At 42.8% G+C, this 22,175-nt stretch carries 20 protein-coding genes; 1 reads left to right on the top strand and 19 read right to left on the bottom strand.

The window, feature by feature from the left end:
- Positions 1-54: 54 nt before the first annotated feature.
- The 7 genes from ACQYAD_RS17000 to ACQYAD_RS16970 all read right to left on the bottom strand — a co-directional run bounded on the left by ACQYAD_RS17000 (position 55) and on the right by ACQYAD_RS16970 (position 9,034).
- Positions 55-1,038 carry an alpha-ketoacid dehydrogenase subunit beta gene (locus tag ACQYAD_RS17000; RefSeq protein ID WP_430239981.1) on the bottom strand — a complete coding sequence of 328 codons (984 nt, stop codon included), beginning with the start codon at positions 1,036-1,038 and terminating at the stop codon, positions 55-57.
- A gap of 12 nt (positions 1,039-1,050) precedes the next feature.
- Entirely contained in the window at positions 1,051-2,046 is a 996-nt protein-coding gene (locus ACQYAD_RS16995) for a thiamine pyrophosphate-dependent dehydrogenase E1 component subunit alpha (protein WP_430239980.1), read from the bottom strand.
- Positions 2,047-2,136: 90 nt separating this feature from the next.
- Entirely contained in the window at positions 2,137-3,558 is a 1,422-nt protein-coding gene (gene lpdA, locus ACQYAD_RS16990; RefSeq protein WP_430239979.1) for a dihydrolipoyl dehydrogenase, read from the bottom strand.
- A 24-nt stretch (positions 3,559-3,582) separates the two neighbouring features.
- Positions 3,583-4,689 (bottom strand): butyrate kinase, encoded by a 1,107-nt coding sequence (buk, locus tag ACQYAD_RS16985; protein WP_430239977.1) that lies wholly within the window; start codon positions 4,687-4,689, stop codon positions 3,583-3,585.
- A 95-nt stretch (positions 4,690-4,784) separates the two neighbouring features.
- Positions 4,785-5,885, bottom strand: a complete 1,101-nt coding sequence (bcd, locus tag ACQYAD_RS16980) for a branched-chain amino acid dehydrogenase (protein WP_430239976.1) — start codon at positions 5,883-5,885, stop codon at positions 4,785-4,787.
- A gap of 26 nt (positions 5,886-5,911) precedes the next feature.
- Entirely contained in the window at positions 5,912-6,817 is a 906-nt protein-coding gene (gene yqiS / locus ACQYAD_RS16975; protein ID WP_430239974.1) for a phosphate butyryltransferase, read from the bottom strand.
- A gap of 144 nt (positions 6,818-6,961) precedes the next feature.
- Complete coding sequence (locus tag ACQYAD_RS16970; RefSeq protein ID WP_430239973.1) at positions 6,962-9,034, bottom strand: sigma 54-interacting transcriptional regulator; 2,073 nt, start codon at positions 9,032-9,034, stop codon at positions 6,962-6,964.
- Between the two features lie 186 nt (positions 9,035-9,220).
- On the opposite strand from ACQYAD_RS16970, the gene ACQYAD_RS16965 reads away from it, so the two are divergent.
- Positions 9,221-9,460, top strand: a complete 240-nt coding sequence (locus ACQYAD_RS16965; RefSeq protein ID WP_430239971.1) for a DUF2627 domain-containing protein — start codon at positions 9,221-9,223, stop codon at positions 9,458-9,460.
- A 9-nt stretch (positions 9,461-9,469) separates the two neighbouring features.
- On the opposite strand, the gene ACQYAD_RS16960 is transcribed toward ACQYAD_RS16965, so the two are convergent.
- The 12 genes from ACQYAD_RS16960 to nusB all read right to left on the bottom strand — a co-directional run bounded on the left by ACQYAD_RS16960 (position 9,470) and on the right by nusB (position 21,960).
- Complete coding sequence (locus ACQYAD_RS16960; RefSeq protein WP_430239969.1) at positions 9,470-10,198, bottom strand: glycerophosphodiester phosphodiesterase; 729 nt, start codon at positions 10,196-10,198, stop codon at positions 9,470-9,472.
- Positions 10,199-10,410: 212 nt separating this feature from the next.
- Positions 10,411-11,202: a sporulation transcription factor Spo0A gene (gene spo0A, locus ACQYAD_RS16955; RefSeq protein ID WP_430239968.1), complete on the bottom strand. Its 792-nt coding sequence runs from the start codon at positions 11,200-11,202 to the stop codon at positions 10,411-10,413.
- A gap of 275 nt (positions 11,203-11,477) precedes the next feature.
- Complete coding sequence (gene spoIVB / locus ACQYAD_RS16950) at positions 11,478-12,776, bottom strand: SpoIVB peptidase (protein ID WP_430239966.1); 1,299 nt, start codon at positions 12,774-12,776, stop codon at positions 11,478-11,480.
- 121 nt (positions 12,777-12,897) lie between these two features.
- Positions 12,898-14,577, bottom strand: a complete 1,680-nt coding sequence (gene recN / locus ACQYAD_RS16945) for a DNA repair protein RecN (protein ID WP_430239963.1) — start codon at positions 14,575-14,577, stop codon at positions 12,898-12,900.
- A gap of 19 nt (positions 14,578-14,596) precedes the next feature.
- The gene (ahrC, locus tag ACQYAD_RS16940; protein WP_430239961.1) at positions 14,597-15,046 is read right to left on the bottom strand and encodes a transcriptional regulator AhrC/ArgR; all 450 of its coding nucleotides are present in this window, start codon (positions 15,044-15,046) and stop codon (positions 14,597-14,599) included.
- 127 nt (positions 15,047-15,173) lie between these two features.
- Positions 15,174-16,016, bottom strand: a complete 843-nt coding sequence (locus tag ACQYAD_RS16935) for a TlyA family RNA methyltransferase (protein ID WP_430239959.1) — start codon at positions 16,014-16,016, stop codon at positions 15,174-15,176.
- Between the two features lie 7 nt (positions 16,017-16,023).
- Entirely contained in the window at positions 16,024-17,916 is a 1,893-nt protein-coding gene (dxs, locus tag ACQYAD_RS16930) for a 1-deoxy-D-xylulose-5-phosphate synthase (RefSeq protein ID WP_430239958.1), read from the bottom strand.
- A gap of 174 nt (positions 17,917-18,090) precedes the next feature.
- Positions 18,091-18,972 (bottom strand): polyprenyl synthetase family protein, encoded by an 882-nt coding sequence (locus ACQYAD_RS16925; protein ID WP_430239957.1) that lies wholly within the window; start codon positions 18,970-18,972, stop codon positions 18,091-18,093.
- A 3-nt stretch (positions 18,973-18,975) separates the two neighbouring features.
- On the bottom strand, positions 18,976-19,209 hold the full coding sequence (locus ACQYAD_RS16920) for an exodeoxyribonuclease VII small subunit (RefSeq protein ID WP_430239955.1): 234 nt from the start codon (positions 19,207-19,209) through the stop codon (positions 18,976-18,978).
- A gap of 1 nt (position 19,210) precedes the next feature.
- Positions 19,211-20,557: an exodeoxyribonuclease VII large subunit gene (gene xseA, locus ACQYAD_RS16915; protein ID WP_430240021.1), complete on the bottom strand. Its 1,347-nt coding sequence runs from the start codon at positions 20,555-20,557 to the stop codon at positions 19,211-19,213.
- 112 nt (positions 20,558-20,669) lie between these two features.
- Entirely contained in the window at positions 20,670-21,518 is an 849-nt protein-coding gene (gene folD / locus ACQYAD_RS16910) for a bifunctional methylenetetrahydrofolate dehydrogenase/methenyltetrahydrofolate cyclohydrolase FolD (RefSeq protein ID WP_430239953.1), read from the bottom strand.
- A gap of 49 nt (positions 21,519-21,567) precedes the next feature.
- Positions 21,568-21,960, bottom strand: coding sequence for a transcription antitermination factor NusB (nusB, locus tag ACQYAD_RS16905; RefSeq protein ID WP_430239951.1), 393 nt, complete (start codon positions 21,958-21,960; stop codon positions 21,568-21,570).
- Between the last annotated feature and the right edge of the window lie 215 nt (positions 21,961-22,175).

Here is a 22,175-nt window from a genome sequence, read left to right as displayed (position 1 = left end):
ACACTTTTTTCTAAAAATCTCACAACAAGATTTTCTGTAGAAGGTAAATAATGATTAAAACTCTGCCAACTCGCGCATCGCTTTTTCCACTTTTTCAGGATTCACCATGAAAAACTTTTCCATCGTTGGTGCATAGGGCATTGCCGGGACATCTGAACCTGCCAGGCGCTTGATCGGCGCATCGAGGTCAAACAAACAATGCTCTGCAATAATCGCTGCTACCTCACTCATCACACTTCCTTCTTTCGTATCCTCTGTTACCAGCAGCACTTTCCCCGTTTTTGAAGCAGCCGCGATGATCGCTTCTTTATCGAGCGGGTAGACGGTTCGCAAATCGAGTATATGGGCTGATATACCGTCCTTCGCTAATTTTTCAGCGGCTTGCAGGGCAAAATGAACACAGAGGCCGTAGGTGATCACGGTGATATCCTCACCATCGCGCTTGATATCTGCTTTACCAATCGGCAAAGTGTAATCTTCTTCCGGTACTTCACCTTTAATTAAACGATAGGCGCGCTTATGCTCAAAGAAAAGCACGGGATCGTTGTCGCGGATTGCAGCTTTTAACAGACCTTTTACATCGTAGGGCGTAGAAGGCATAACAATTTTTAAACCAGGCTGGTTAGCGAATACCGCTTCGACTGACTGGGAATGATAAAGTGCACCATGAACTCCGCCGCCGTATGGAGCACGAATGACCAGTGGACAATTCCAGTCATTATTCGAACGATAGCGAATTTTTGCCGCTTCCGAAATAATCTGATTGACTGCTGGCATGATAAAATCGGCAAATTGCATTTCCGCGATCGGACGCATTCCATACATTGCCGCCCCGATTCCTACACCCGCAATCGCTGACTCAGCGAGCGGCGTATCGAGTACCCGTTCCCCGCCAAATTGTTCAAATAAACCTTGTGTCGCCTTAAACACACCACCTTTTTTGCCAACATCCTCTCCTAACACAAAAACTTTCGGATCTCTTTCCATTTCTTCACGAATCGCCATCGTAACCGCATCTATATAAGAAATTACCGCCATACTTCCTCCTCCTTACCTGTCACCATAAACATATTTCAACGCGTCTTCTGGTTCAGCATATGGGGCGTTTTCCGCATAATCCGTTGCTTCATTCACCATTTGCATGACCCGGTCATTCATTGTTTTTTCCAGCTCGTCACTCATGACACCCGTTTCTTTCAAATATGCGCCAAACGTACTAATTGGATCCTTTGTTTTGGCTGTGGCAACTTCATCGGGAGCACGGTAAGAGCGGTCATCATCATCGGATGAATGAGGGGTTAATCGATACGATACAGTCTCAATTAAAGTTGGCCCTTCGCCACAGCGTGCACGTTCTGCCGCTTCTTTAACTGTTTTATAAACTTCCAGCGGATCATTTCCATCAACTGTAAATCCAGGCATGCCATAACCTGCTGCCCGATCCGATACACGCTTGCAGGCCAGTTGTTTTTCAACTGGAACGGAAATCGCATATTGATTGTTTTCGACCATGATAATAACAGGGAGCTTATGAACGCCGGCAAAATTGGCACCTTCATGAAAATCCCCTTGATTGGAAGATCCTTCGCCTAATGTAACAAACGAAATGAAATCTTTTCGTTCCATTTTGCTAGCCAGTGCAATTCCGACCGCATGTGGAACTTGTGTCGTAACAGGTGAAGAACCAGTTACAATTCTGCTTTGCTTTTTTCCAAAGTGCCCTGGCATTTGCCGACCGCCGGAGCTCGGATCTTCCGCTTTCGCAAATCCGGAAAGCATCAACTCCTTTGCCGTCATGCCAAATGTCAATACGACACCTATGTCACGATAATATGGCAAGACATAATCTTTTTCTTTATCAAGCGCAAATGCTGCTCCGACTTGTGCCGCTTCTTGACCTTGGCAAGAAATGACAAATGGGATTTTCCCAGCGCGGTTCAACAGCCACATCCGCTCATCAACCCGGCGGGCCAAAAGCATTGTCTCAAACATTTGCAACACATTCTCATCACTTAAACCAAGTGAATGATGACGATTTTCAGTCATTGGTCATATACCTCCTATACATGTTCATGGAAATGCTCCGTGTTTAACCCCAGTAACGCCATCCAAATCACTGCCAAAACCGCCAATCGATTATGAATGGATTGCTTTACCATCGACAGCAAGGGCCGCTTCTCCAATTGCTTCTGACAATGTAGGATGCGGATGAATCGTACCAGCAATTTCCCATGGCGTTGCATCCAGTATCATGGCAAGTCCTGCTTCAGTAATCATATCAGTGACATGCGGGCCAATCATATGAACGCCAAGAAGATCATCCGTTTTTTCATCCGCAATTATTTTTACAAATCCATCCGATTCGCCAAAAACAAGGGCTTTCCCGATCGCGCGGAAAGAAAATTTGCCTATTTTCACATTAAAGCCTTTTTCTTTTGCTTCCTGCTCAGTTAAGCCGACTCTCGCTGCTTCGGGGCTGCTGTAAATGCACCTTGCTACCAAAGCATAGTTCATTGGCGCAGGATTTTTACCAGCGATATGTTCGACGGCAATGATTCCTTCATGTGAAGCAACGTGGGCAAGCTGCAGCCCGCCGATACAATCGCCAATTGCGTAGATATGCGACTCTTTTGTTTGATAAAATTCAGTTGTTGCGATGACGCCTTTTTCCACTTGGATTTCTGTATTTTCAAGTCCGATGCCTTCAATATTTGCCTGGCGGCCGATAGAAACAAGGATTTTCTCCGCTTTAAATTCTTTTTCGGTTCCTTTCACTTCGGCAGAAATCGTAACACCGTTGTCCTTGACAAATGTTTCCGGTAGAACTTTTGCGCTGGTGACGAGTTTAATCCCTTTTTTCTTCAGCAACCGCTGCATTTCTTTGGAAACTTCAACGTCTTCAGTTGGGAGAATTCGATCGGCATACTCAATGACTGTCACATCTGCGCCAAAGTCGGACAACATTGAGGCCCATTCGATCCCGATAACTCCGCCGCCCACAATTATAATGGAATTAGGCAGCGACTCCATTGCGAGTGCCTCATCTGAAGTCATCACATAATTCCCATCAATCTCCAAGCCAGGAAGAGTGCGCGTTCTTGATCCCGTGGCAATGATCACATTTTTTGGCAAAAGCATTTCATTCTCGGAACCGTTATTCATTTCAACCGAGATCGTTCCCGGCATTGGCGAGAAGATGGATGGTCCTAAAATTCTTCCGATTCCTTCGTACACCTCAATTTTCCCTTGCTTCATCAAATGCTGGACACCTTTATGAAGAGTATCGATTATTTTGCTTTTGCGCTCTTGAACTTTTGAAAAGTTTACTTTGACTTCTCCTGTAACGACACCGTATTCTTCACTCTTTTTGGCAGTTGCAAATACTTCGGCACTCCTTAGCAGTGCTTTGCTTGGAATGCAGCCTTTATGGAGACAGGTGCCGCCAAGCTTCCCTTTTTCAACGATTGCAGTTTTTAAGCCAAGCTGGGAAGCACGAATGGCGGCAACATAGCCGCCTGTTCCGCCGCCAAGAATGACTAAATCATATTCTTGTGCCACAATTTATTCCCCCAATTGCAATATTTACGATTGATTCGTGATTTGGATAGTACCAGGATATTCTTTCGCAGCTTCTTCGCCGCGCAATACTCTTAATGCACCTTCAGCCAATGCTTGAAGCTCGTTCTCACCAGGCTGAACAATCACATCAGCAATCCAATGAATCCGGTCGATAATCATTTTGACAAAATGAGCGCCATAGGCCAAACCGCCTGTTAAAATAATGGCATCAACTTTGCCAAAGAGGACGGTACTTGCAGCACCAATTTCTTTGGCTACTTGATAGGCCATTGCTTCATAAACCAGTTTCGCCTTTTCGTCCCCGTTTTTAATCCTTTTCTCCACTTCCACAGCGTTGCTTGTGCCGAGATAGCCAAAAAGACCCCCATTACCGACAAGCTTTTTCATCATTTCATCAAGGTAAAATTCACCAGAATAACATAACGAGACCAAATCTCCTGCGGGCACAGTGCCGGCACGTTCAGGGCTGAACGGACCGTCCCCATGCAAACCATTATTTACATCGATCACTCTGCCGCGCTGGTGTACACCGACTGTAATGCCGCCACCCATATGGGCAACAATGAAGTTCATTTCTTCATATTTCTTTTGGTAATCCTGGGCAACACGCCTTGCAACCGCCTTTTGGTTTAAAGCATGAAAAATGCTTTTGCGTTCAATGCTAGGAAAACCGGAAATTCGGGCAATCGGTTCCAACTCATCTACTACAACCGGGTCGACAATATAGGATGGAATGTTTAAACCGGAAGCAATTTCATATGCAAGAATACCGCCTAAATTGGAGGCATGCTGGCCGGCAAAACCGAATCGCAAATCCGAGAGCATCGCTTGATTCACGGTATAGGTTCCTCCTGGAATCGGCCGCAGCAACCCACCGCGCCCGCAAACAGCATTGATTTTCGAAAGATTGATTCCGTTCTCTTCCAAAGTCTCTAATATCGTCTTTTTTCTAAACTCATATTGATCGATCATTTTCTCAAACGAATGGGTAAGTTCGGCATCATGGCGAATCGTTTTTTCCAAAATGGAAACTTCATTATCAAAAACACCGATCTTCGTGGAAGTCGATCCTGGGTTAATAATAAGAATTCGATATTCTAATTCCGGCACGTTCTGACCTCCGCTAACGTTATTCTCCCTTTTCCTCTCCAGCTAAAAAGGCAAAGACGCTAATAAAGCTGATTCAACAGCCTTCCTAATCTGGATCATGAACGGCGCCGGCTTAAAATATCGTGACCGTTCCGTAAAAACTGGCTTCGGGCGTTGCGCACTTTTTCAATCCTTTCTTCTGCCATGCGATCGGCGGCAACATATGTTGGAATTCCATCGCGTTTTGAAATGGCAAGAACCGTCTCAATATTATCATAGATGAGCTCAACTTTTTTTAGCGCTCGATCGGCATTGTAGCCATACAGCTCATCAGCAACATTGATAACGCCGCCCGCATTGATCACATAATCAGGGGCATAAACGATGCCCATTTCATGAATCAAATCCCCATGGGTGGAATCCTTTAACTGGTTATTTGCTGAACCTGCAATCACTTTTGCCTTTAATTGCGGAATCGTTTGATCATTAATCACTGCTCCTAGCGCGCACGGGGCAAAAATATCGCATTCAACGCCATAGATTTCAGTTGGATCAACCGCTTTTGCACCAAATTCGGTTACAACACGTTGGACCGCTTGTTTGTTAATATCGGTAACAATTAAGTTTGCCCCTTCCTCATGAAGATGGCGGCAAAGGCTGTAGGCAACATTGCCAACTCCCTGTACGGCAATCGTTTTTCCTTCTAAAGAATCGGTTCCAAACGCGGCTTTCGCTGCTGCTTTCATCCCTTTGTAAACTCCATATGCGGTGACAGGGGATGGATTTCCGGATGAACCGAATGCAGGTGAAATACCGGTGACAAAATCGGTTTCTTCATGAATGATATCCATATCTGCTACCGTCGTTCCTACATCTTCTGCCGTTATATAGCGGCCATTTAGCCCTTGAATGTAACGGCCGAACGCACGAAATAACGCTTCACTTTTGTCTTTCCTCGGATCGCCAATCATGACGGTTTTCCCGCCGCCAAGATTCAAGCCGGCTGCTGCGTTCTTGTACGTCATCCCCCTGGCAAGGCGAAGTGCGTCTTCAATGGCTGCTTCTTCCGATTCGTACGTCCACATCCTTGTTCCCCCAAGAGCAGGGCCTAATGTTGTATCATGAATCGCTATGATTGCTTTTAAGCCGGATTGCTTATCCTGACAAAAAACCAATTGTTCATAATCATATTTTTCCAAATAGCTAAATATTTCCATTCTTATTGCCTCCCTCATATGCATCCTTATTTCTGTACAGAACTTAATGCTAATGCCAGTGAACAGAGTTTGTTTTCGGCTGTATCCGATCGAGATGTTACAACAATTGGCACTTTCGAACCAGAGACTACACCGCCCACTTTCGCTTTAGCAAAGTAAACAAGCGATTTATACAAAGCATTTCCCACTTCAAGTGTCGGTACTAACAAAATATCTGCCCTTCCGGCGACTTCACTTTGAATCCCTTTATGTTCAGCAGCAAAAGAGGAGATTGCATTATCTAGCGCAAGCGGTCCATCAACCATGCAGCCATTTAATTGTCCACGTCTGTTCATCAACGTAAGAGCGGCCGCATCAACCGTTGCCGGCATGGCAGGATTGATCGTCTCAACTGCTGCAATGGGGGCAACCTTAGGTAGTTCGATCCCTATTGACTTCGCAATGGCCACAGCATTTTCAATGATCTGTCCTTTTTGTTCCAAATTCGGTGCAATGTTGATTGCCGAATCTGTAATCAGCACAAAGCGTTCAAATCCCGGCACTTCAAAAACGGCAGTATGCGACAGAATGCGCCCTGTTCGCAAGTCATATTCCTTATTTAAAACGGCTTTAAGAAGAAGAGGTGTAGATAGATTTCCTTTCATTAACACATCTGCTTCTCCACCGCTTACGGCTTTAACTGCTGATTCAGCTGCGGTTTCTTTTGAGGGAACGTCGATTAGTATCACTTTCCCATCTGCCAAAAGATTTGGGTTCTTTTCCTTCAATAGTTGGACGATTCTTTCTTTATTGCCAAACAATAAAAACTTGGCAAGGTTGCTTGAGATGGCATTTGCTATTGCATCAATGACTTCTTCATCTTCGGCTGCCGCCACAGCGACTGTTTTTAAAGGGTAACGGGCTGCTCTATCCACTAATTCGTTCAGTAACAACGTCCTCTCAACCCCTTTTTTCAAAAAATTTCACTTTAAAAAACTTTCACTTAAAACGAATGCATAAATCGTGCCAAATTAAGAATCATGAAAACGCTTCATTCACCTTCGTTTTACCGTGCAAAAAATTTCATAATATGAAAATTATTGCATGCCAATGTTTTCAAGTTTGTATTTTTCCAGTTTGTAATATAGATTTCTCACAGACAAACCAAGTGTTTTGGCTGTTAACGATTTATTGCCGTTTAACTTTGACAATGTTTGTTGGATAATCCTGGCTTCATATTGATCAAGCATTTCCGAAAGTGGCTTGTCTTTAGCAATAGTTTCTATCCCCGCTTCATATGTACGTATTTCTATTTGTTTATTTTTCAATTCTGGAAGATGCTGAACGTCAATCAGGGTTTCGCCATAGTTCATAAAAATCATCGCTCTGCCGAGAATATTCTCAAGCTCCCTGACGTTTCCCGGCCAATCGTATACCAAGAGCTGCTTTAAAGCAGCCTCACTGATTCCTTCGACATTCCGCCCATAGTCTTGATTAATCTTCTGGATCAACCTTTCACACAGCAATGGAATTTCTTCTTTCCGTTTCCTTAAAGGCGGTATTTGAATTGGCATCCGGTTCAGACGATAATATAAGTCTTCCCTAAAGGTTCCCTTCGCAATTTCCTTTTCAAGATTCACATTTGTTGCTGCGATGACCCGGACGTTAATCGGAATGGCCTTTGTGCCGCCAACGCGCAGAATTTCATTTTCTTGCAATACCCTTAGCAGCTTTGCTTGCGTTCCGGACGATAACTCACCGATTTCATCAAGAAAAATGCTGCCGTTATTGGCTTCTTCAAACAATCCTGTCTTTCCGCCCCTAAGCGCCCCTGAAAACGCGCCTTCCTCGTAGCCAAACAACTCGCTTTCCAGCAATGATTCAGAGATGGCCGCGCAATTAACCCGGATGAATTTATTGTATTTTCGATCGCTCGCATTATGGATCGCATGGGCAAACAGTTCTTTTCCTGTTCCAGATTCCCCTCTCAAAAGGACAGTTGCAGGCGTTTTGGCCCCTAATTTCGCCTGTTCAATCGCGATAACCATCTCTTCGGATTGTCCGATAATATCTTCAAAAGTATACTTTGCTTCAAGGGTGCGGATGATTTGCCGGGCACGATGCAGCTCGCGATTCAAGCTTTTCAATTCCGACATATCGTGGATTACCCCAACGCTTCCTTTCAACTTTCCTTTCACGATAATCGGGGCGACGTTTACAATGACTTCCCGTTTTTTCGGGCCAACCCTCATCGGCACACCGCGTACCGCTCGTCTCGTCTGCAACACTTTCATATGCATGCTTTCGCCTTCATAAATATCTGCAGATGCGGGTTTACCAATTACCTGTTCTTCGGAAAGTCCCGTTAATCTTGTGTATGCTGGATTAATAAGGATTCCCTGTCCATTTTCATTCACAACAGAAATCGCATCATCGCTTGACTGAATAATGGCTTGAAGCATTGTTTTGATCTCTTTAAGGTCAGTCATCTCTTCCGCCAGCTTGACCACTTCTGTAATATCTTTAAAAACGGCAAAAGCACCGATGAGTGTTCCATTTTGTTCAATAATTGGGATTCGGGTTGTAATAATTTTCCGGCCATTTTCTAAAATCATTTCCTGATTGGCTTCCGTTCTCCGCGATCTTAAAATATACGGGAGCCGGCTTGTCGGAATCACATCCGAAACGTATTTGCCTATAGCCACAGCTTTCGGAATCCCCATCATTTCTTCCGCACGGGTATTAAACAAAATAATGGTTCCTTTTTCATTAATAACAACCATGCCGTCATCGGTTGAATTGAAAATCAAATCATGTATGTACGATTCACTATGCTGTTTTTGAAGCAACTCTTCTTTTTCTTCCATCAGCTTGGCAATCAAAAAAGCCACACTTCCAGGAATTAAAACCGTTTTTTTGCTTTTGGCTTCCCGAAGCTGCTTGAACACAGCTTCATCTCCTGTTACTTCAATGATAATATCAAGGTCTGCAGCTATACCACCCCGCCAATCTGTAGCCGTTTGAATCCCTTCGCTTCTGGCGAACAGCACTCCCGGAGCATCTATATTGCGATCAACAACCATTTTTACTTGCAGGACTTCAGATTCTTTTAAAATTTTTAAAATTGCCGTTCCACCTTTTCCAGCGCCGACAATCATGACCTTTTGCATTTTACCGCTCCTTCAGTGAATTTCCTTTGATTGAGAAATTGTTTTCACATAACGCAAAAGATAATATGCAATTTTTTTCAGTTTTATTGTAACTTTCTTTCTTCTTCTTGACAAATTTAATCGATAGATTATCATTTTTTGTAGAGTACCGTTATCTTATCCAAATACGATTGGAAAGGATGCGTCATGAAGCGTATTATTGCCCTACTGATATTGGTTGCCCCCGGCTTTTTGGCTGCTTACGGAATCAAATTAATGCGTGATATGGTGTTTGGCATCCAGCAGCCGCCCATTCCTTTTTTATGGCTGCAATTTTTAATTGGCCTTTTCTTTTTCATTGGCGGATTAGGCTTTGTTGGCGGATTTATATTGCATCGGGACAAAAAAAGAAACAAAGTCCAAGCAAGATTTTTGGAAAAAAAATAAAAGAGACTCCTACGGCCTCTTTGCAGCTTGTTTTCTTATTCGCAATGCTTTTACAGGGTCATCTGTAATCAGGGCGGTACAATTAACTTGGTAAAGCCGCCTCATCTCATCTTCCTGATTAACGGTAAACGGTCTTACTGCAATATTATTTTTTAACGCGCTTTGGATGATTTCATCCGGGGCAGCGGCAAGTTTTGGATGAATTCCTTTGGCACGGATGGACTGGGCATACACCCAAGGCATATAAATGCCTTCCACGTAAAGCGGTGCCGTTTCAATCTCCGGGGCAAGCCGGTAGCAATACACAATGCTATAATGGTTAAAAGACGATAAAATGATCCGATCCGAAAGCTCGTATCTTCGAATCAGTTCAATTACTTTTTCCTCCATTCCTTCATAGCGGAACATCCCGTTTTTTAATTCAATATTGCAAATGAGCTCGTTTCCCTTCAGCCATTCAAGTACTTCGGCTAAAGCAGGAATCGGTTCCTTTTTTATTCCTTTTTTATTGGCATTCAATTTGCGCAGTTCTTTATATGGAAAATCTTTCACAAAGCCGCTGCCGCTCGTCGTCCGATCTACTTTTTCATCGTGAATGACAACGACTTCGCCATCTTTTGTTAATTGAACATCAAGTTCAATCCCATCCGCTCCTGCTTTTTCAGCTTCGAAAAATGCGGTCATTGTGTTCTCAGAAAAAGCTGCAGAATAGCCGCGGTGTGCAACTATTTGCGTCATAACCTCGCCCCCTTTTGGCATTTCCACCAGTCGATTTTAAATCGTTCCTCTACATGAAACAGCATATTCCCAGGCAAAAACTGCTAGAACTTTATCAAGTATTTTCAAAGTTAAAAATGGGCTAGGCACTTCACCTGTTTACGAAGGATGCCATAGAAAAAGCCTCATTTTGCAGATTCAAAATGGAGGCTTCGGATGTTTCTTTATTCTTTTCAAGAAGCCTTATGTTCCAATCGCAATTTATCAGCGACCATCGCAATGAATTCACTATTGGTAGGCTTTGCTTTTGACATGCTGACGGTATACCCGAACAAAGAGGAAATCGAATCGATGTTGCCGCGGCTCCACGCAACTTCAATCGCATGGCGGATTGCACGTTCTACACGGCTTGCAGTTGTGTTATATTTTTTTGCAATATCCGGGTACAATACTTTCGTAATGGATCCCAATAACTCAATGTCATTAAACACCATTGAAATGGCTTCACGCAAATAAAGATATCCCTTGATATGTGCCGGCACACCAATTTCATGAATAATACTGGTAATGCTTGCATCGAGGTTTTTTGGTTTTGCTTCTGAATGAGGACGATAAGTTGTTGCTGGAGATTTCCTGGTCATCGTGCTGGCACTGCCGCTTACTTGGCGGATATGGTTACCGAGGTTTTCCATATCGAATGGTTTCAGGATGAAATAGGACGCCCCGAGTTCAACGGCTTTTTTTGTTACGTCTTCTTGGCCAAAGGCAGTCAGCATGATAACATTTGGCAGGCTGCCTTTTTTCATGTCGCGGAGCCTTTCCAAAACCGCCAGACCATCGAGATGAGGCATAATAATATCCAATACAAGAACATCAGGGTCAACAGTAGCCAATAAATTCAAACATTCCTGACCATTGTGGGCTGTCCCGACGATTTCCATATCATCCTGCGCTTCAATATATTCCTCTAACAAGTTGATCAATTCTCTGTTGTCATCCACTACACAAACTTTTATTTTCTTCAACGCGAACTTCCTCCTCAATTCCAATTATACTCTCTAATAAGTCTCTATTCTCTATTCTAAATTACAAATTCGACAATGCAACATAAATTCCTCTCGTTTTTTTATTTTTTCTTAAAAAGTTTAATAAATCTTTGTTTTTCTTTCGTTTTCTCCTTGTTTCGACTTTTTTCGTTTTATTTTGAAATTTCACCCGTGATTTTGTCGAAAATTCTTTAAGGACAGCAAAAAAGGTTTTTCTAACTGAAAAAAACAGGCATAGGGCCTGTTTTTTTCAGTTAACTCGCTTTTTCTGCCTGTTTATCATAAATGTTAATTCCTGCTTCTGAAAGCATCCATTCAATGTGGACACCGTAGCCGGAAGTTGGATCATTTACAAACACATGCGTTACAGCACCAACTAGCTTGCCATCTTGAATAATCGGACTTCCGCTCATTCCTTGAACGATTCCACCCGTTTTTTGCAAAAGCTTCGGATCGGTAACTTTGATCACCATTCCTTTGGTAGCCGGAAATTTTTGCGGAATCGTACTGACAATTTCAATATCAAATGCTTCCACTTTATCACTGTCCACTACAGTCAAAATTTTCGCAGGTCCTTCTTTCACCTGACTGGATAAGGCAATCGGCATCGGCTTATCCATGATTCCGTTTTTTAGCTCCTTGTTTAACTTTCCAAAGATACCAAACGGACTGTTTTTTTGAATATTGCCGACAATTTCCCGATCTGAGGAAAATCTCGCCAGCTTTTCGCCAGGTTCTCCATTGCTTCCTTTTTCAATCGAGGTTACTGTTGAACGTACGATTTCTCCATTTTCAACTACAATTGGTTTTTTCGTATCCATATCTGAAATGACATGCCCTAACGCCCCGTATTTTTTCGATTGGGGGTGAACAAATGTCATTGTGCCAATGCCTGCTGCGGAATCACGAATATACAAGCCCAGTTTATACACCTCTTCCCCTTTTGCTTTTAAAGGGGTCAGCTTTGTTGTAAACTTTTCGTGATCCCGGTTTATGACCATGTTTAACACTTGATGATTTTGGCCTGCACTCTGGACAATGGGTGCAACATCGGCCATTTTGCTTATTTTTGTTCCATTAATTTCAGTGATCATATCACCGACTTTGATTCCTGCTAATTCTCCGGGTGATTTTTTGCCTTCATCCGTGGTAACGAGGTGGTGACCAACCACAAGCACTCCTGCAGTGTTTAATTTCACACCGATTGATTCACCGCCAGGTATAACCTTAAAATTTCTTAAAACGTTTACATCGACCTTTTTAATCGGTATTCCCGCAAACTCTAGAAGCATTTCATTTTGACCTTGCTCGTCTGCTTGAATGGAGACGGAATGCGATTTTTGTTTAAGTGAGATACTGTTATTGTGATTCGAAAGAACGGCTGTAACCGGTGCAGCCTTTTGTATTGTGTAATTCTGCCCTTTAAAAACCGTGACCTGATTCGGAATCTTCAAGTATTGTTGAAAGGGCTGTAAAGAAAGTAGGCTTGCTAATGAAACAAGGAGAATTCCACCAATCATTTTTCTAAGAAGTTCCAGCTTCAAACTTTTCACTCTCCTCGCTTCTGTCCACTTACTTTGAAAAATGGCTACAGTTATAATTTTGCCTGCAAATTGGCCATTTATAACTTGCGTTTACATAAAAAGCTCCCCGGAAATGGGAAGCTTTTCAAATTTATTTATTTTCTTTTGCTAGCTGAAGCAGTTCTTTTGCATGTTGTTTTGTTAAATCGGTAATTTCCACCCCGGAAATCATTCTGCCAATTTCTTTAATTTTCTCGTCTTCTGCAAGCTTTGTGACAGATGTTTTCGTCCGGCCGCCTTTAATCTCCTTTGCAATAAAGAGATGCGTATCCGCCATCGCAGCCACCTGCGGCAAATGGGAGATACAAAGCACTTGGGAGTCCACTGACACTTTATAAATTTTTTCTGCAATCGCTTGGGCCACTCGTCCACTTACACCGGTATCCACTTCATCAAAAATAATCGATGTGACTCCTTGATGTTTGGAAAAAATACTTTTAAGCGCAAGCATAATTCGCGACAATTCGCCGCCTGAAGCAATTTTTGAAAGCGGCTTTAAAGGTTCTCCCGGATTTGTTGACAAATAAAATTCAACTTGATCCGCACCATTTTTTGTGAAATGCGGATTCACATGGAACTGTATTTGAAAAACGGTTTTCGCCATATAAAGTTCCTTCAATTCTTTATGAATCAGTTTTGTCAATTTGTCTGCCCATTTTTTGCGAAGGTCTGTCAATTGCTTTGCTTCAAGTGTTAAATCTTTTTGCAATGAAGCAAGCTCTTTTTCCAATTTGCCAATATGGGTTTCCTTGTTTTGCAACGTCTCGATTTCTTCTTCAATTTTCGCAGCATATTCTAGAATCTCTTCAATCGTTTGTCCATATTTCCGCTTTAATTGGTTCAATTCCGTTAATCTTTCTTCAATTTCATTTAAACGCATGGGATCGTATTCAAGCTGATCCAGCTCATTTCTTAAAGATCTGGAAACATCCTCCAAAACATAGTAACTGTTTGACACCGATTCAAAAACGTCTTTATACGTTTCATCAATGCTTGCGGCAGCCTCAAGATGTCCCATCACAAGCCCGATCCAGTCAAGCCCTTTTTGTTCACCTTGCAAAGCGGAATAACCAGATTGGATCGCCTCATAAGTCTTTTCAAAATTGCTTAGCTTCCGCCTTTCTTCGATTAGCTGTTCATCTTCATTTAATTTTAATTGGGCATTTTGAATTTCATCAAGTTGAAATTGGATTAAATCAAGGCGGTGTGCCATTTGTTGCTCGTTCTCACTTAAATGCTTTAATTTGGCCAAGGTTTGCTCATAACGATGATAGACCGACTGATATTCCGCAAGTGAAGGTGAAATTTCTTCAAATCCAAATTGATCTAATAGTGATAAGTGATTCGATTCATCCATTAGTTCCTGATGTTCGTGCTGTCCATGGATATCAACTAGCGTTCCGCCCAATTCTCTTAAGGTTGAAATGGTTACCAATTTTCCATTAATGCGGCAGACACTTTTTCCAGATCGGGAAATTTCTCTCCTTAACACAATCATGCCATCTTCAATCTCAATGCCAAATTCCAGCGCTTTTTTACAGCAGGCATGCTGTTTGCTATCCAATTGAAAAAGTCCCTCAATTTCCGCTTTTTCCTCCCCATGCCGGACAAATTCCGCTGAACCGCGTCCGCCAACCAGCAAATGGATCGCGTCGATAATGATGGATTTTCCCGCACCTGTTTCACCGGTTAAAACGGTCAACCCTTTTTCAAATGAAATCGAGAGCTTCTCGATGATGGCAAAATTTTTGATCGATAGTTCACTTAGCAAGGTAAACTCCCTCCCAGTGTTACAGCATCTCAAGGATCCGGTTTTTAATAACGTCTGTATCTTCTTCGGTTTTGCATATGATCAAAATCGTATCGTCACCGCAAATGGTTCCTAAAATTTCTTCCCAATCGAGATTATCGATTAAAGCGCCAATGGCCATTGCATTACCAGGCAGGCATTTCATCACTAATAAATGTCCTGCCTCATCGATGCGAACAAAAGCATCAATTAAAGCCCGTTTGAGTTTTTGCAGAGGATTAAACCGCTGATCTGCGGGCAGGCTGTATTTGTACCGTCCATCCGATAAAGGAACTTTGACAAGATGCAATTCTTTTATATCACGGGAAACGGTTGCTTGTGTAACGTTTACCCCGGCGTTCCTTAGCTCGTCGACTAATTCATCTTGTGTTTCAATGTCATTATTGGCGATAATGTCTCTTATTTTTATATGACGTTGTCCCTTATTCATTTTAACCTCCATAAGCGTTCCAACACTTTCTGTAAAAGATTGTTCTATTCATATGTTAGCTGATTTCGCCATGCTTGTACACGAATTTCATCGTTCCATTTTTAGCAAAAAGGATAAGCAACAATGCTTATCCTTCAGGGCTATGTTTTGTTTTTAAATCTGCATGAGCGGCAGCGACGACTTTTTCGGGGAATACAGGCAGTTGGCTTTCTCCTTTGGGACGCTCCCCTTCCCACTTTAAATGGAGGAGAAATTCAATATTTCCATCTCCTCCGGTTATTGGAGAATAGGAAAGATCCAACACTGAATAACCTTGTTCAATTGAAAAATCGATTATCTTTTCAATCACTTCTAAATGAATTTTCGGATCGCGAACAATCCCTTTTTTGCCGACTTGCTCTCTGCCTGCTTCAAACTGGGGCTTAATCAAGGCAACAATGTCACTTCCAGGAACCAACAATGTTTTTAAAACCGGGAGAATCAGCTTCAGCGAAATAAAGGAAACATCAATAGAAGCGAAATTCGGCATTTCCCCATCAAGATCAGCTGGTGTGACATAGCGGAAATTGGTTCTTTCCATCACCCGGACACGTGGATCTTGGCGTAGCTTCCAGGCAAGCTGGTTGTAGCCAACATCTAAAGCATAAGACATTTTTGCTCCGTTCTGCAACGCACAGTCGGTAAATCCGCCTGTTGAGGCGCCAATATCCAGTATTACCTTACCATCCACTTTGATTGAAAAAACATTTAACGCCTTTTCAAGTTTGAGGCCGCCTCGACTAACATATGGAAGAACATTTCCTTTTACCGATAAAGGTACATCCACATTGACTTTTTCACCCGGCTTATCTAGGCGCTCTTCATTTGTATAAACAAGCCCAGCCATAATGGCCCGCTTTGCTTTTTCACGCGTTTCCGCTAGGCCTCTTTCAACAAGTAAACTATCTAGTCGTTCTTTTTTTATTTTCATCAGCCAACTAAGCCCTTTGCTGTTTTTTATGTGCGAGAATGGTCAATCTTCTAACCGCTTCATTTGCTGTTAGTCCGATTTCTTCCAGAAGCGATTTGACATCTCCATGCTCAATAAACTGATCGGGTATTCCCATTCTGTCAATGACGGAATGATAATACCCATGCTCATGTGCAAATTCGAGAATAGCACTGCCAAATCCGCCTTGTAACACCGCTTCTTCGATTGTTAAAATGGGTAGATTATCTGCCAAAAGCTTCGTCAGTATCTTGTCATCCAAAGGCTTTAAGAATCTTGCATTGACTACTTTTACAGATATCCCTTGCTTTTCAAGGCGGTTTGTAGCCTCCATTGCCATCGGGATCGTCGTGCCAAAAGTGAGAATCACCGCATCCGTACCTTCTTTTAAGATTTCCCATGTTCCAATCGGAATTTGCCGTAAGTTCTCATCCATTGGAACGCCAATTCCATTCCCCCTCGGGAAGCGCATCGCAATCGGACCATCGTCATATTGTAACGCCGTATAGACCATATGCTGGCCTTCATTTTCATCCTTCGGCATCATGAGAACGATATTAGGCAGATGGCGAAGGAAGGCAATATCAAATACCCCTTGGTGCGTCTCACCATCCGCTCCAACAAGGCCTGCCCGGTCAATACCAAGAAAGACATTCAAGTTTTGCCTGCAAATGTCATGGACCACTTGATCATATGCTCTTTGCAGAAAGGTTGAATAGATGGCAAGGAAAGGTTTCATATTCTGTGTTGCCAGACCCGCTGCGACTGTTGCTGCATGCTGTTCCGCAATACCAACATCATACATCCGATCTGGAAACTCACTTGCAAATCCTTCTAACTTTGACCCTACCGGCATCGCCGGTGTGATGGCAACAATCCGCTCATCTTTGCGAGCAAGCTTGCGAACTGTTTCACTCACAAGGCTGCTCCACGCCGGCGGTGCGTTGACCGGCTTAACGAATGTACCCGTATCCATTTTATATGGGCCGGTTCCATGCCAGGTTCCTGTTGTATCACTTTCTGCCGGGTAATACCCTTTTCCTTTTTTTGTAATAACATGAAGAAGGACAGGTCCCTCCGTTTTTTTCGCATTGTTCAGTTGTTCAAATAGAGCTTCGAAATTATGGCCGTCAACTGGACCCAAGTACGTAAACCCAAGTTCCTCAAAAAACATCCCAGACACGAGCATGTATTTCAGGCTGTCCTTGATTCGTTCTGCTGTTGCAGCCAGAACACCGCCAACTGCCGGGATCCGTTTCAGCAAAACTTCAAGCTCGTCTTTGGCCCACTGGTATTTTCCAGCCGTTCTTAGTCTGCCAAGAATATTATGAACAGCGCCCACATTTGGCGCAATGGACATTTCATTGTCATTCAACACGACGATCATATCTTTTTTCTCATGGCCGATATGGTTTAAAGCTTCGAGCGCCATACCGCCTGTTAAAGCACCATCCCCAATAACCGGCACAATATAGGATTTTTCTTTTTTTAAATCCCTTGCAATGGCCATCCCCATTGCCGCGGAAAGCGAAGTGGAGCTATGACCTGTTTCCCACACATCGTGTTCGCTTTCTTGGCGTTTTGGAAACCCGCACAAGCCCTTAAACTGCCTTAATGAATCGAATTCGCCAGCTCTGCCCGTTACTATTTTATGGACATAGGATTGATGGCCAACATCCCAAAGAATTTTATCCTTTGGACTTTCAAAGCATTTATGTAACGCGATTGTTAACTCCACTACCCCCAAATTCGGTCCAATATGGCCTCCAGTAACAGACAGCTTTTCAATTAAGAATTGGCGAATTTGTTTGCTTAGCTTCTCCAATTCATTATTTGTCAGCCCTTTTAAAAAGGAAGGATTTTTTATAGACAATAGATCCATTGTTGGACCACTCACTTTCATACTTTTCTGTAGGGTGAATTGATATTCCCCTGTTGTATACTCATACAGTTCTTCAATGAAAAAGAAGCCGCTAACACAAACGTGATAACGGCAAGCATTGTTAACGTTTTCTTCATAAAATTATAACATAAATTAGAAACAGCCTCAAATGTCTTAATGATCTCGAGTTGCAACTAAGTCCGTTATTTCGTTTAACATAGTGGTTTTCAAGTTTGTATTCGCTAAATAGTATTTCGCCATTTGAATATGCTCAGCTAAGGCATTTTTTGCGCCAGCCATTGAAAGCAGCAGCGGGTAGGTACTTTTCTGATTGTCCCGATCACTGCCAACTGGTTTGCCGATCAACTCTTCATTGCCTTCTATATCAAGAATATCATCCTGAATCTGAAAAGCAAGTCCAAGATGATGGGCAAAAAGAGCCAGGTTGTTCAATTGCTTTGGCACCGCACGTGAAAGAAGAGCACCAGCAGTCACACAAAAGCTTAAAATTTTACCTGTTTTGTGAATATGGATGTACTCCAATTCCTCAATTGTGATTTTTTTTCCTTCCCCATACATATCGGCAACTTGACCGCCGACCATTCCTTCTGTTCCCGCAGCTTTGGCCATCTCGACGATTAGTTTGATTTTTGTCTCAGGGCTTGTATATTCTTCAGGAATGTTCCCCATCACTTCAAAGCTATAGGTTAACAATGCATCTCCGGCCAACGTTGCAATCGCATCGCCAAAGACTTTGTGATTGGTCGGTTTTCCTCGTCGCAAATCATCATTGTCCATACTGGGCAGATCATCATGGATAAGTGAATACGTGTGTATCATTTCGATGGCAGCCGCTGCCATTAACCCTCTTTTCGGATCGGTGCCAAACGCCTCCATTGTTGCAAAAAGTAAAAGCGGCCGAATTCGTTTTCCACCGGCACTAAGCGAATAAAACATCGCTTCTTTAATAACGGGGGGAGCATCCAGACGAGCAATCAACGTCTGCAACTCATCTTCCAGCAATTGTTTGTATGTTTTTGCAAAGACATTGAACAAAGCCTACTCCTCCTCAGCAATGGAAAAATTCTCTTTCCTTCCGTCCTCTGTTATCATTTGTGTTAATTGTTCTTCAACATTTTTCAATTTATCGTGACAAAGCTTTGAAAGTTCCATGCCTTTTTTGTAAATCGCAATCGCTTCTTCCAGCGGAACATCTCCTTCTTCCAGGCGGTCGACAATTTTTTCAAGCTGGCTCATTGCTTCTTCAAAAGACAATTCCTTCTTTTCGGACATATTACTCACCTTTCTTGATTTCTTGTACTTTGGTGATCAAACTTCCGTCTGTCAGCTGGATGCTTACGGTTTCATTTGGACGAATCTGATCGACACTCTTTACAAGCTTTTTGTCCTCCTGATATACGATGCTATACCCTCGCTTCATAATTTTTAACGGGCTTAGAGCCTCCAATTGGCCAATGATCCGGTCGTATTCATGCTGCTTCTTAATGATAATTTGTTTCATTACCCGTTGAATATCCTTTTGCGACCGGCCAAAACGGCTATCTGCCTGCTGAACAAGCAACCTTGGGTGGTTAACAAGCAACCTGCGTGAAAGTGCAGCTTGTTCATTTGTCTTTTTTTCGGCAAAATTGCTGACCCCTTTTACAAGCCTTTCGGTCATCCTATCAAGCTGCTCCAGTTTCTGTTCGTATAAGCGCTCCGGATAGCGGAAAGCGTAGGATTTTTGCAGTCTGGACAGCCGCTCGGTTCCCAGTCGCAGCTTTTCACTCGTCGCCCTTAACAAACGGGTCTGTCGCTGCAAAACCCGCTCCAGCATTTCATCGATATGCGGTACTGCTAGCTCCGCAGCACCCGTTGGCGTAGGGGCTCTTAAATCAGCAACAAAATCTGCGATCGTAAAATCCGTTTCATGTCCAACGGCCGATATGATTGGAATTCTTGACGCGTGAATAGCCCGTGCAACCTGTTCTTCATTAAAAACCCATAATTCCTCTATTGAACCACCGCCACGGCCAACAATTAATACGTCAATTTCTGTCAACGTGTTTGCCTTTTCAATGGCAGCCGAGACAGAAGATGCGCCATTTTCCCCTTGAACGAGAGCAGGAAAAACGAGAATTCGCGCAATCGGAAAACGTCTTTTGATCGTCGTGATGATATCGCGAACCGCAGCACCGGTTGGGGAAGTGATAACACCAATGGTTTTCGGAAACGGCGGAATTGGCTTCTTCTTTTCGGCAGCAAATAACCCTTCCGCTTCCAGTCTTTTCTTAAGCTGCTCATACGCTAAAAATAAATCGCCAATACCATCAGGGCGCATTTCTTTTACGTAGATTTGATACTGACCGCTCGGTTCGTAAACAGTAATTTCTCCTCTTAAGATAACGTTCATCCCGTTTTCCGGAAAAAACTTCACCATTCTTGCATTACTTGAGAACATCACAGCCAATATCCGCGCTTTTTCATCCTTTAATGTAAAATACATATGGCCGCTTGAATGCTGCTTAAAATTTGAAATTTCTCCTTTTATATAAAGGTCATGCAAATGGGGATCCGCATCAAATTTTCGTTTTATGTATTTGGTTAACGCCGTAACGGTTAAATAATTTTGCTCCAGCATAAACTGCTCCTCTTTCATGCTGACTTGTTTGTTCAATCCAATAGACTCGTGAAGTGATCAGCTGCTTGCCCTGCATCACGAATCTATCGCTCGTGCCCGCCTACCTTTTTGGTTATTTACCAGATTTAGCAGCTTTTAACGTATTGGCTAGCAGCATGGTTATCGTCATTGGGCCGACACCTTTAGGAACAGGGGTAATATAGCCTGCTTTTTCTGCAACCTCGTCAAATGCCACATCACCGCAAAGCTTTCCGGCTTCGTTGCGGTTAATTCCGACATCAATCACAACGGCACCATCTTTTACATGCTCTGCCGTAATAAAATTCGCCTTGCCCACGGCAGCCACAAGAATATCAGCCTTGCTCGTATGTTCCTTAAGGTTTTTTGTTTTCGAATGGCAGTACGTAACCGTTGCATCCTTGTTTAGAAACAATTGCCCGGAAGGTTTGCCGACTATATTGCTCCTGCCGACGATGACAACATTTTTCCCTGGGATGTCAATTCCGCTATCCTCTAGCAGCACCATTACACCATATGGAGTACATGGCAAAAAAGCGTCTTGCCCTGTCATCATTTTACCAATGTTAATTGGATGAAAGCCATCCACATCTTTAGCAGGGGCAATGGTATCGATCACTTTTGTTTCATCAATATGCCCGGGAAGCGGCAGCTGGACAAGGATGCCATGGATCGAATCATCGGTGTTCAGCATGCGAATTTTTTCGAGCAGCTCTGCTTCAGGTACACTTTCAGGTAATTCCACTAATAAAGAATACATGCCTGCTTCCTGGCAAGCTTTTTGCTTATTGGATACATATGTTCTGGAAGCATGATTGTCTCCAACAAGGATAACCGCTAATCCAGGGGTAACTCCTTTTTCTTTCAATTGTTCGACTTCTAAAGCAATTTCCACTCGTTTTCTTTTTGCAATCTCGAATCCGTTAATGATTTTAGCTGGCATTTCTTTTATCCCCCTATCTAAATATAAAATGCTTGAAGCAAATGGGTCTTCAGGAAAGTTGGTCCTTCACTTTTGACAAAACACCATTTACAAACTTGCTTGATTGTTCATCACCAAACCGTTTGGCGATTTCAATTGCTTCATCCAGCACCACGTTTTCCGGAACCTTTTCATCAGCAAATTTCAATTCATATACAGCAATGCGCAGCAAATTGCGATCAACTGTTGCTAACCGGTCAATAGACCATTTTTCAAGATTTGCCTTTATTATACCGTCAATCTCTGTTTGATGCTTTACAACTCCGTATACGATATTTGTAAGGTACTCGTCTGTTGCTGCGCCTTCAAGGACATGTTCGATGGCGGATGAAGGCTCCGTGCTGCTCACATCTATTTGGAAAAGAGCCTGCAGTGCTTTTTCTCTCGCTGTTCTTCTTTTCATACTGTGCTAACTCCTTTAGTTTTCAGAAATAGTTTAATTGCATTGTTGGAAAAGCTTGTCCGCTCCACAATCCCAACAAGATAGGACATCCGCTTTAGTACATAAAAAGATAATAGCATAACTAAGTAGAAATCGCACTGCTGCTCGACAAATTTCTTTAAAACAAAAATTTATTGTCGACTTGACCATTCTGTTAAAATGGGCAGAGATCAACC

Source organism: Neobacillus sp. SM06, from assembly GCF_050496765.1.
Taxonomy (GTDB): Bacteria; Bacillota; Bacilli; order Bacillales; family Cytobacillaceae; genus JAEVLT01.
The sequence above is the reverse complement of the archived record's forward strand: the minus strand, read 5'-3'. Positions and strand labels throughout refer to the sequence as shown.

What these genes read in the sequence shown, in the direction of transcription:
- folD (WP_430239953.1), bottom strand. Translation starts at nt 21,518, where the DNA reads ATGCCAGCTAAAATCATTAACGGATTCGAGATTGCAAAAAGAAAACGA.
- xseA (WP_430240021.1), bottom strand. Translation starts at nt 20,557, where the DNA reads ATGCTGGAGCAAAATTATTTAACCGTTACGGCGTTAACCAAATACATA.
- ahrC (WP_430239961.1), bottom strand. Translation starts at nt 15,046, where the DNA reads ATGAATAAGGGACAACGTCATATAAAAATAAGAGACATTATCGCCAAT.
- ACQYAD_RS16935 (WP_430239959.1), bottom strand. Translation starts at nt 16,016, where the DNA reads ATGAAAATAAAAAAAGAACGACTAGATAGTTTACTTGTTGAAAGAGGC.
- ACQYAD_RS16920 (WP_430239955.1), bottom strand. Translation starts at nt 19,209, where the DNA reads ATGTCCGAAAAGAAGGAATTGTCTTTTGAAGAAGCAATGAGCCAGCTT.
- nusB (WP_430239951.1), bottom strand. Translation starts at nt 21,960, where the DNA reads ATGAAAAGAAGAACAGCGAGAGAAAAAGCACTGCAGGCTCTTTTCCAA.
- ACQYAD_RS16965 (WP_430239971.1), top strand. Translation starts at nt 9,221, where the DNA reads ATGAAGCGTATTATTGCCCTACTGATATTGGTTGCCCCCGGCTTTTTG.
- dxs (WP_430239958.1), bottom strand. Translation starts at nt 17,916, where the DNA reads ATGGATCTATTGTCTATAAAAAATCCTTCCTTTTTAAAAGGGCTGACA.
- ACQYAD_RS17000 (WP_430239981.1), bottom strand. Translation starts at nt 1,038, where the DNA reads ATGGCGGTAATTTCTTATATAGATGCGGTTACGATGGCGATTCGTGAA.
- bcd (WP_430239976.1), bottom strand. Translation starts at nt 5,885, where the DNA reads ATGGAAATATTTAGCTATTTGGAAAAATATGATTATGAACAATTGGTT.
- ACQYAD_RS16970 (WP_430239973.1), bottom strand. Translation starts at nt 9,034, where the DNA reads ATGCAAAAGGTCATGATTGTCGGCGCTGGAAAAGGTGGAACGGCAATT.
- ACQYAD_RS16995 (WP_430239980.1), bottom strand. Translation starts at nt 2,046, where the DNA reads ATGACTGAAAATCGTCATCATTCACTTGGTTTAAGTGATGAGAATGTG.
- ACQYAD_RS16960 (WP_430239969.1), bottom strand. Translation starts at nt 10,198, where the DNA reads ATGACGCAAATAGTTGCACACCGCGGCTATTCTGCAGCTTTTTCTGAG.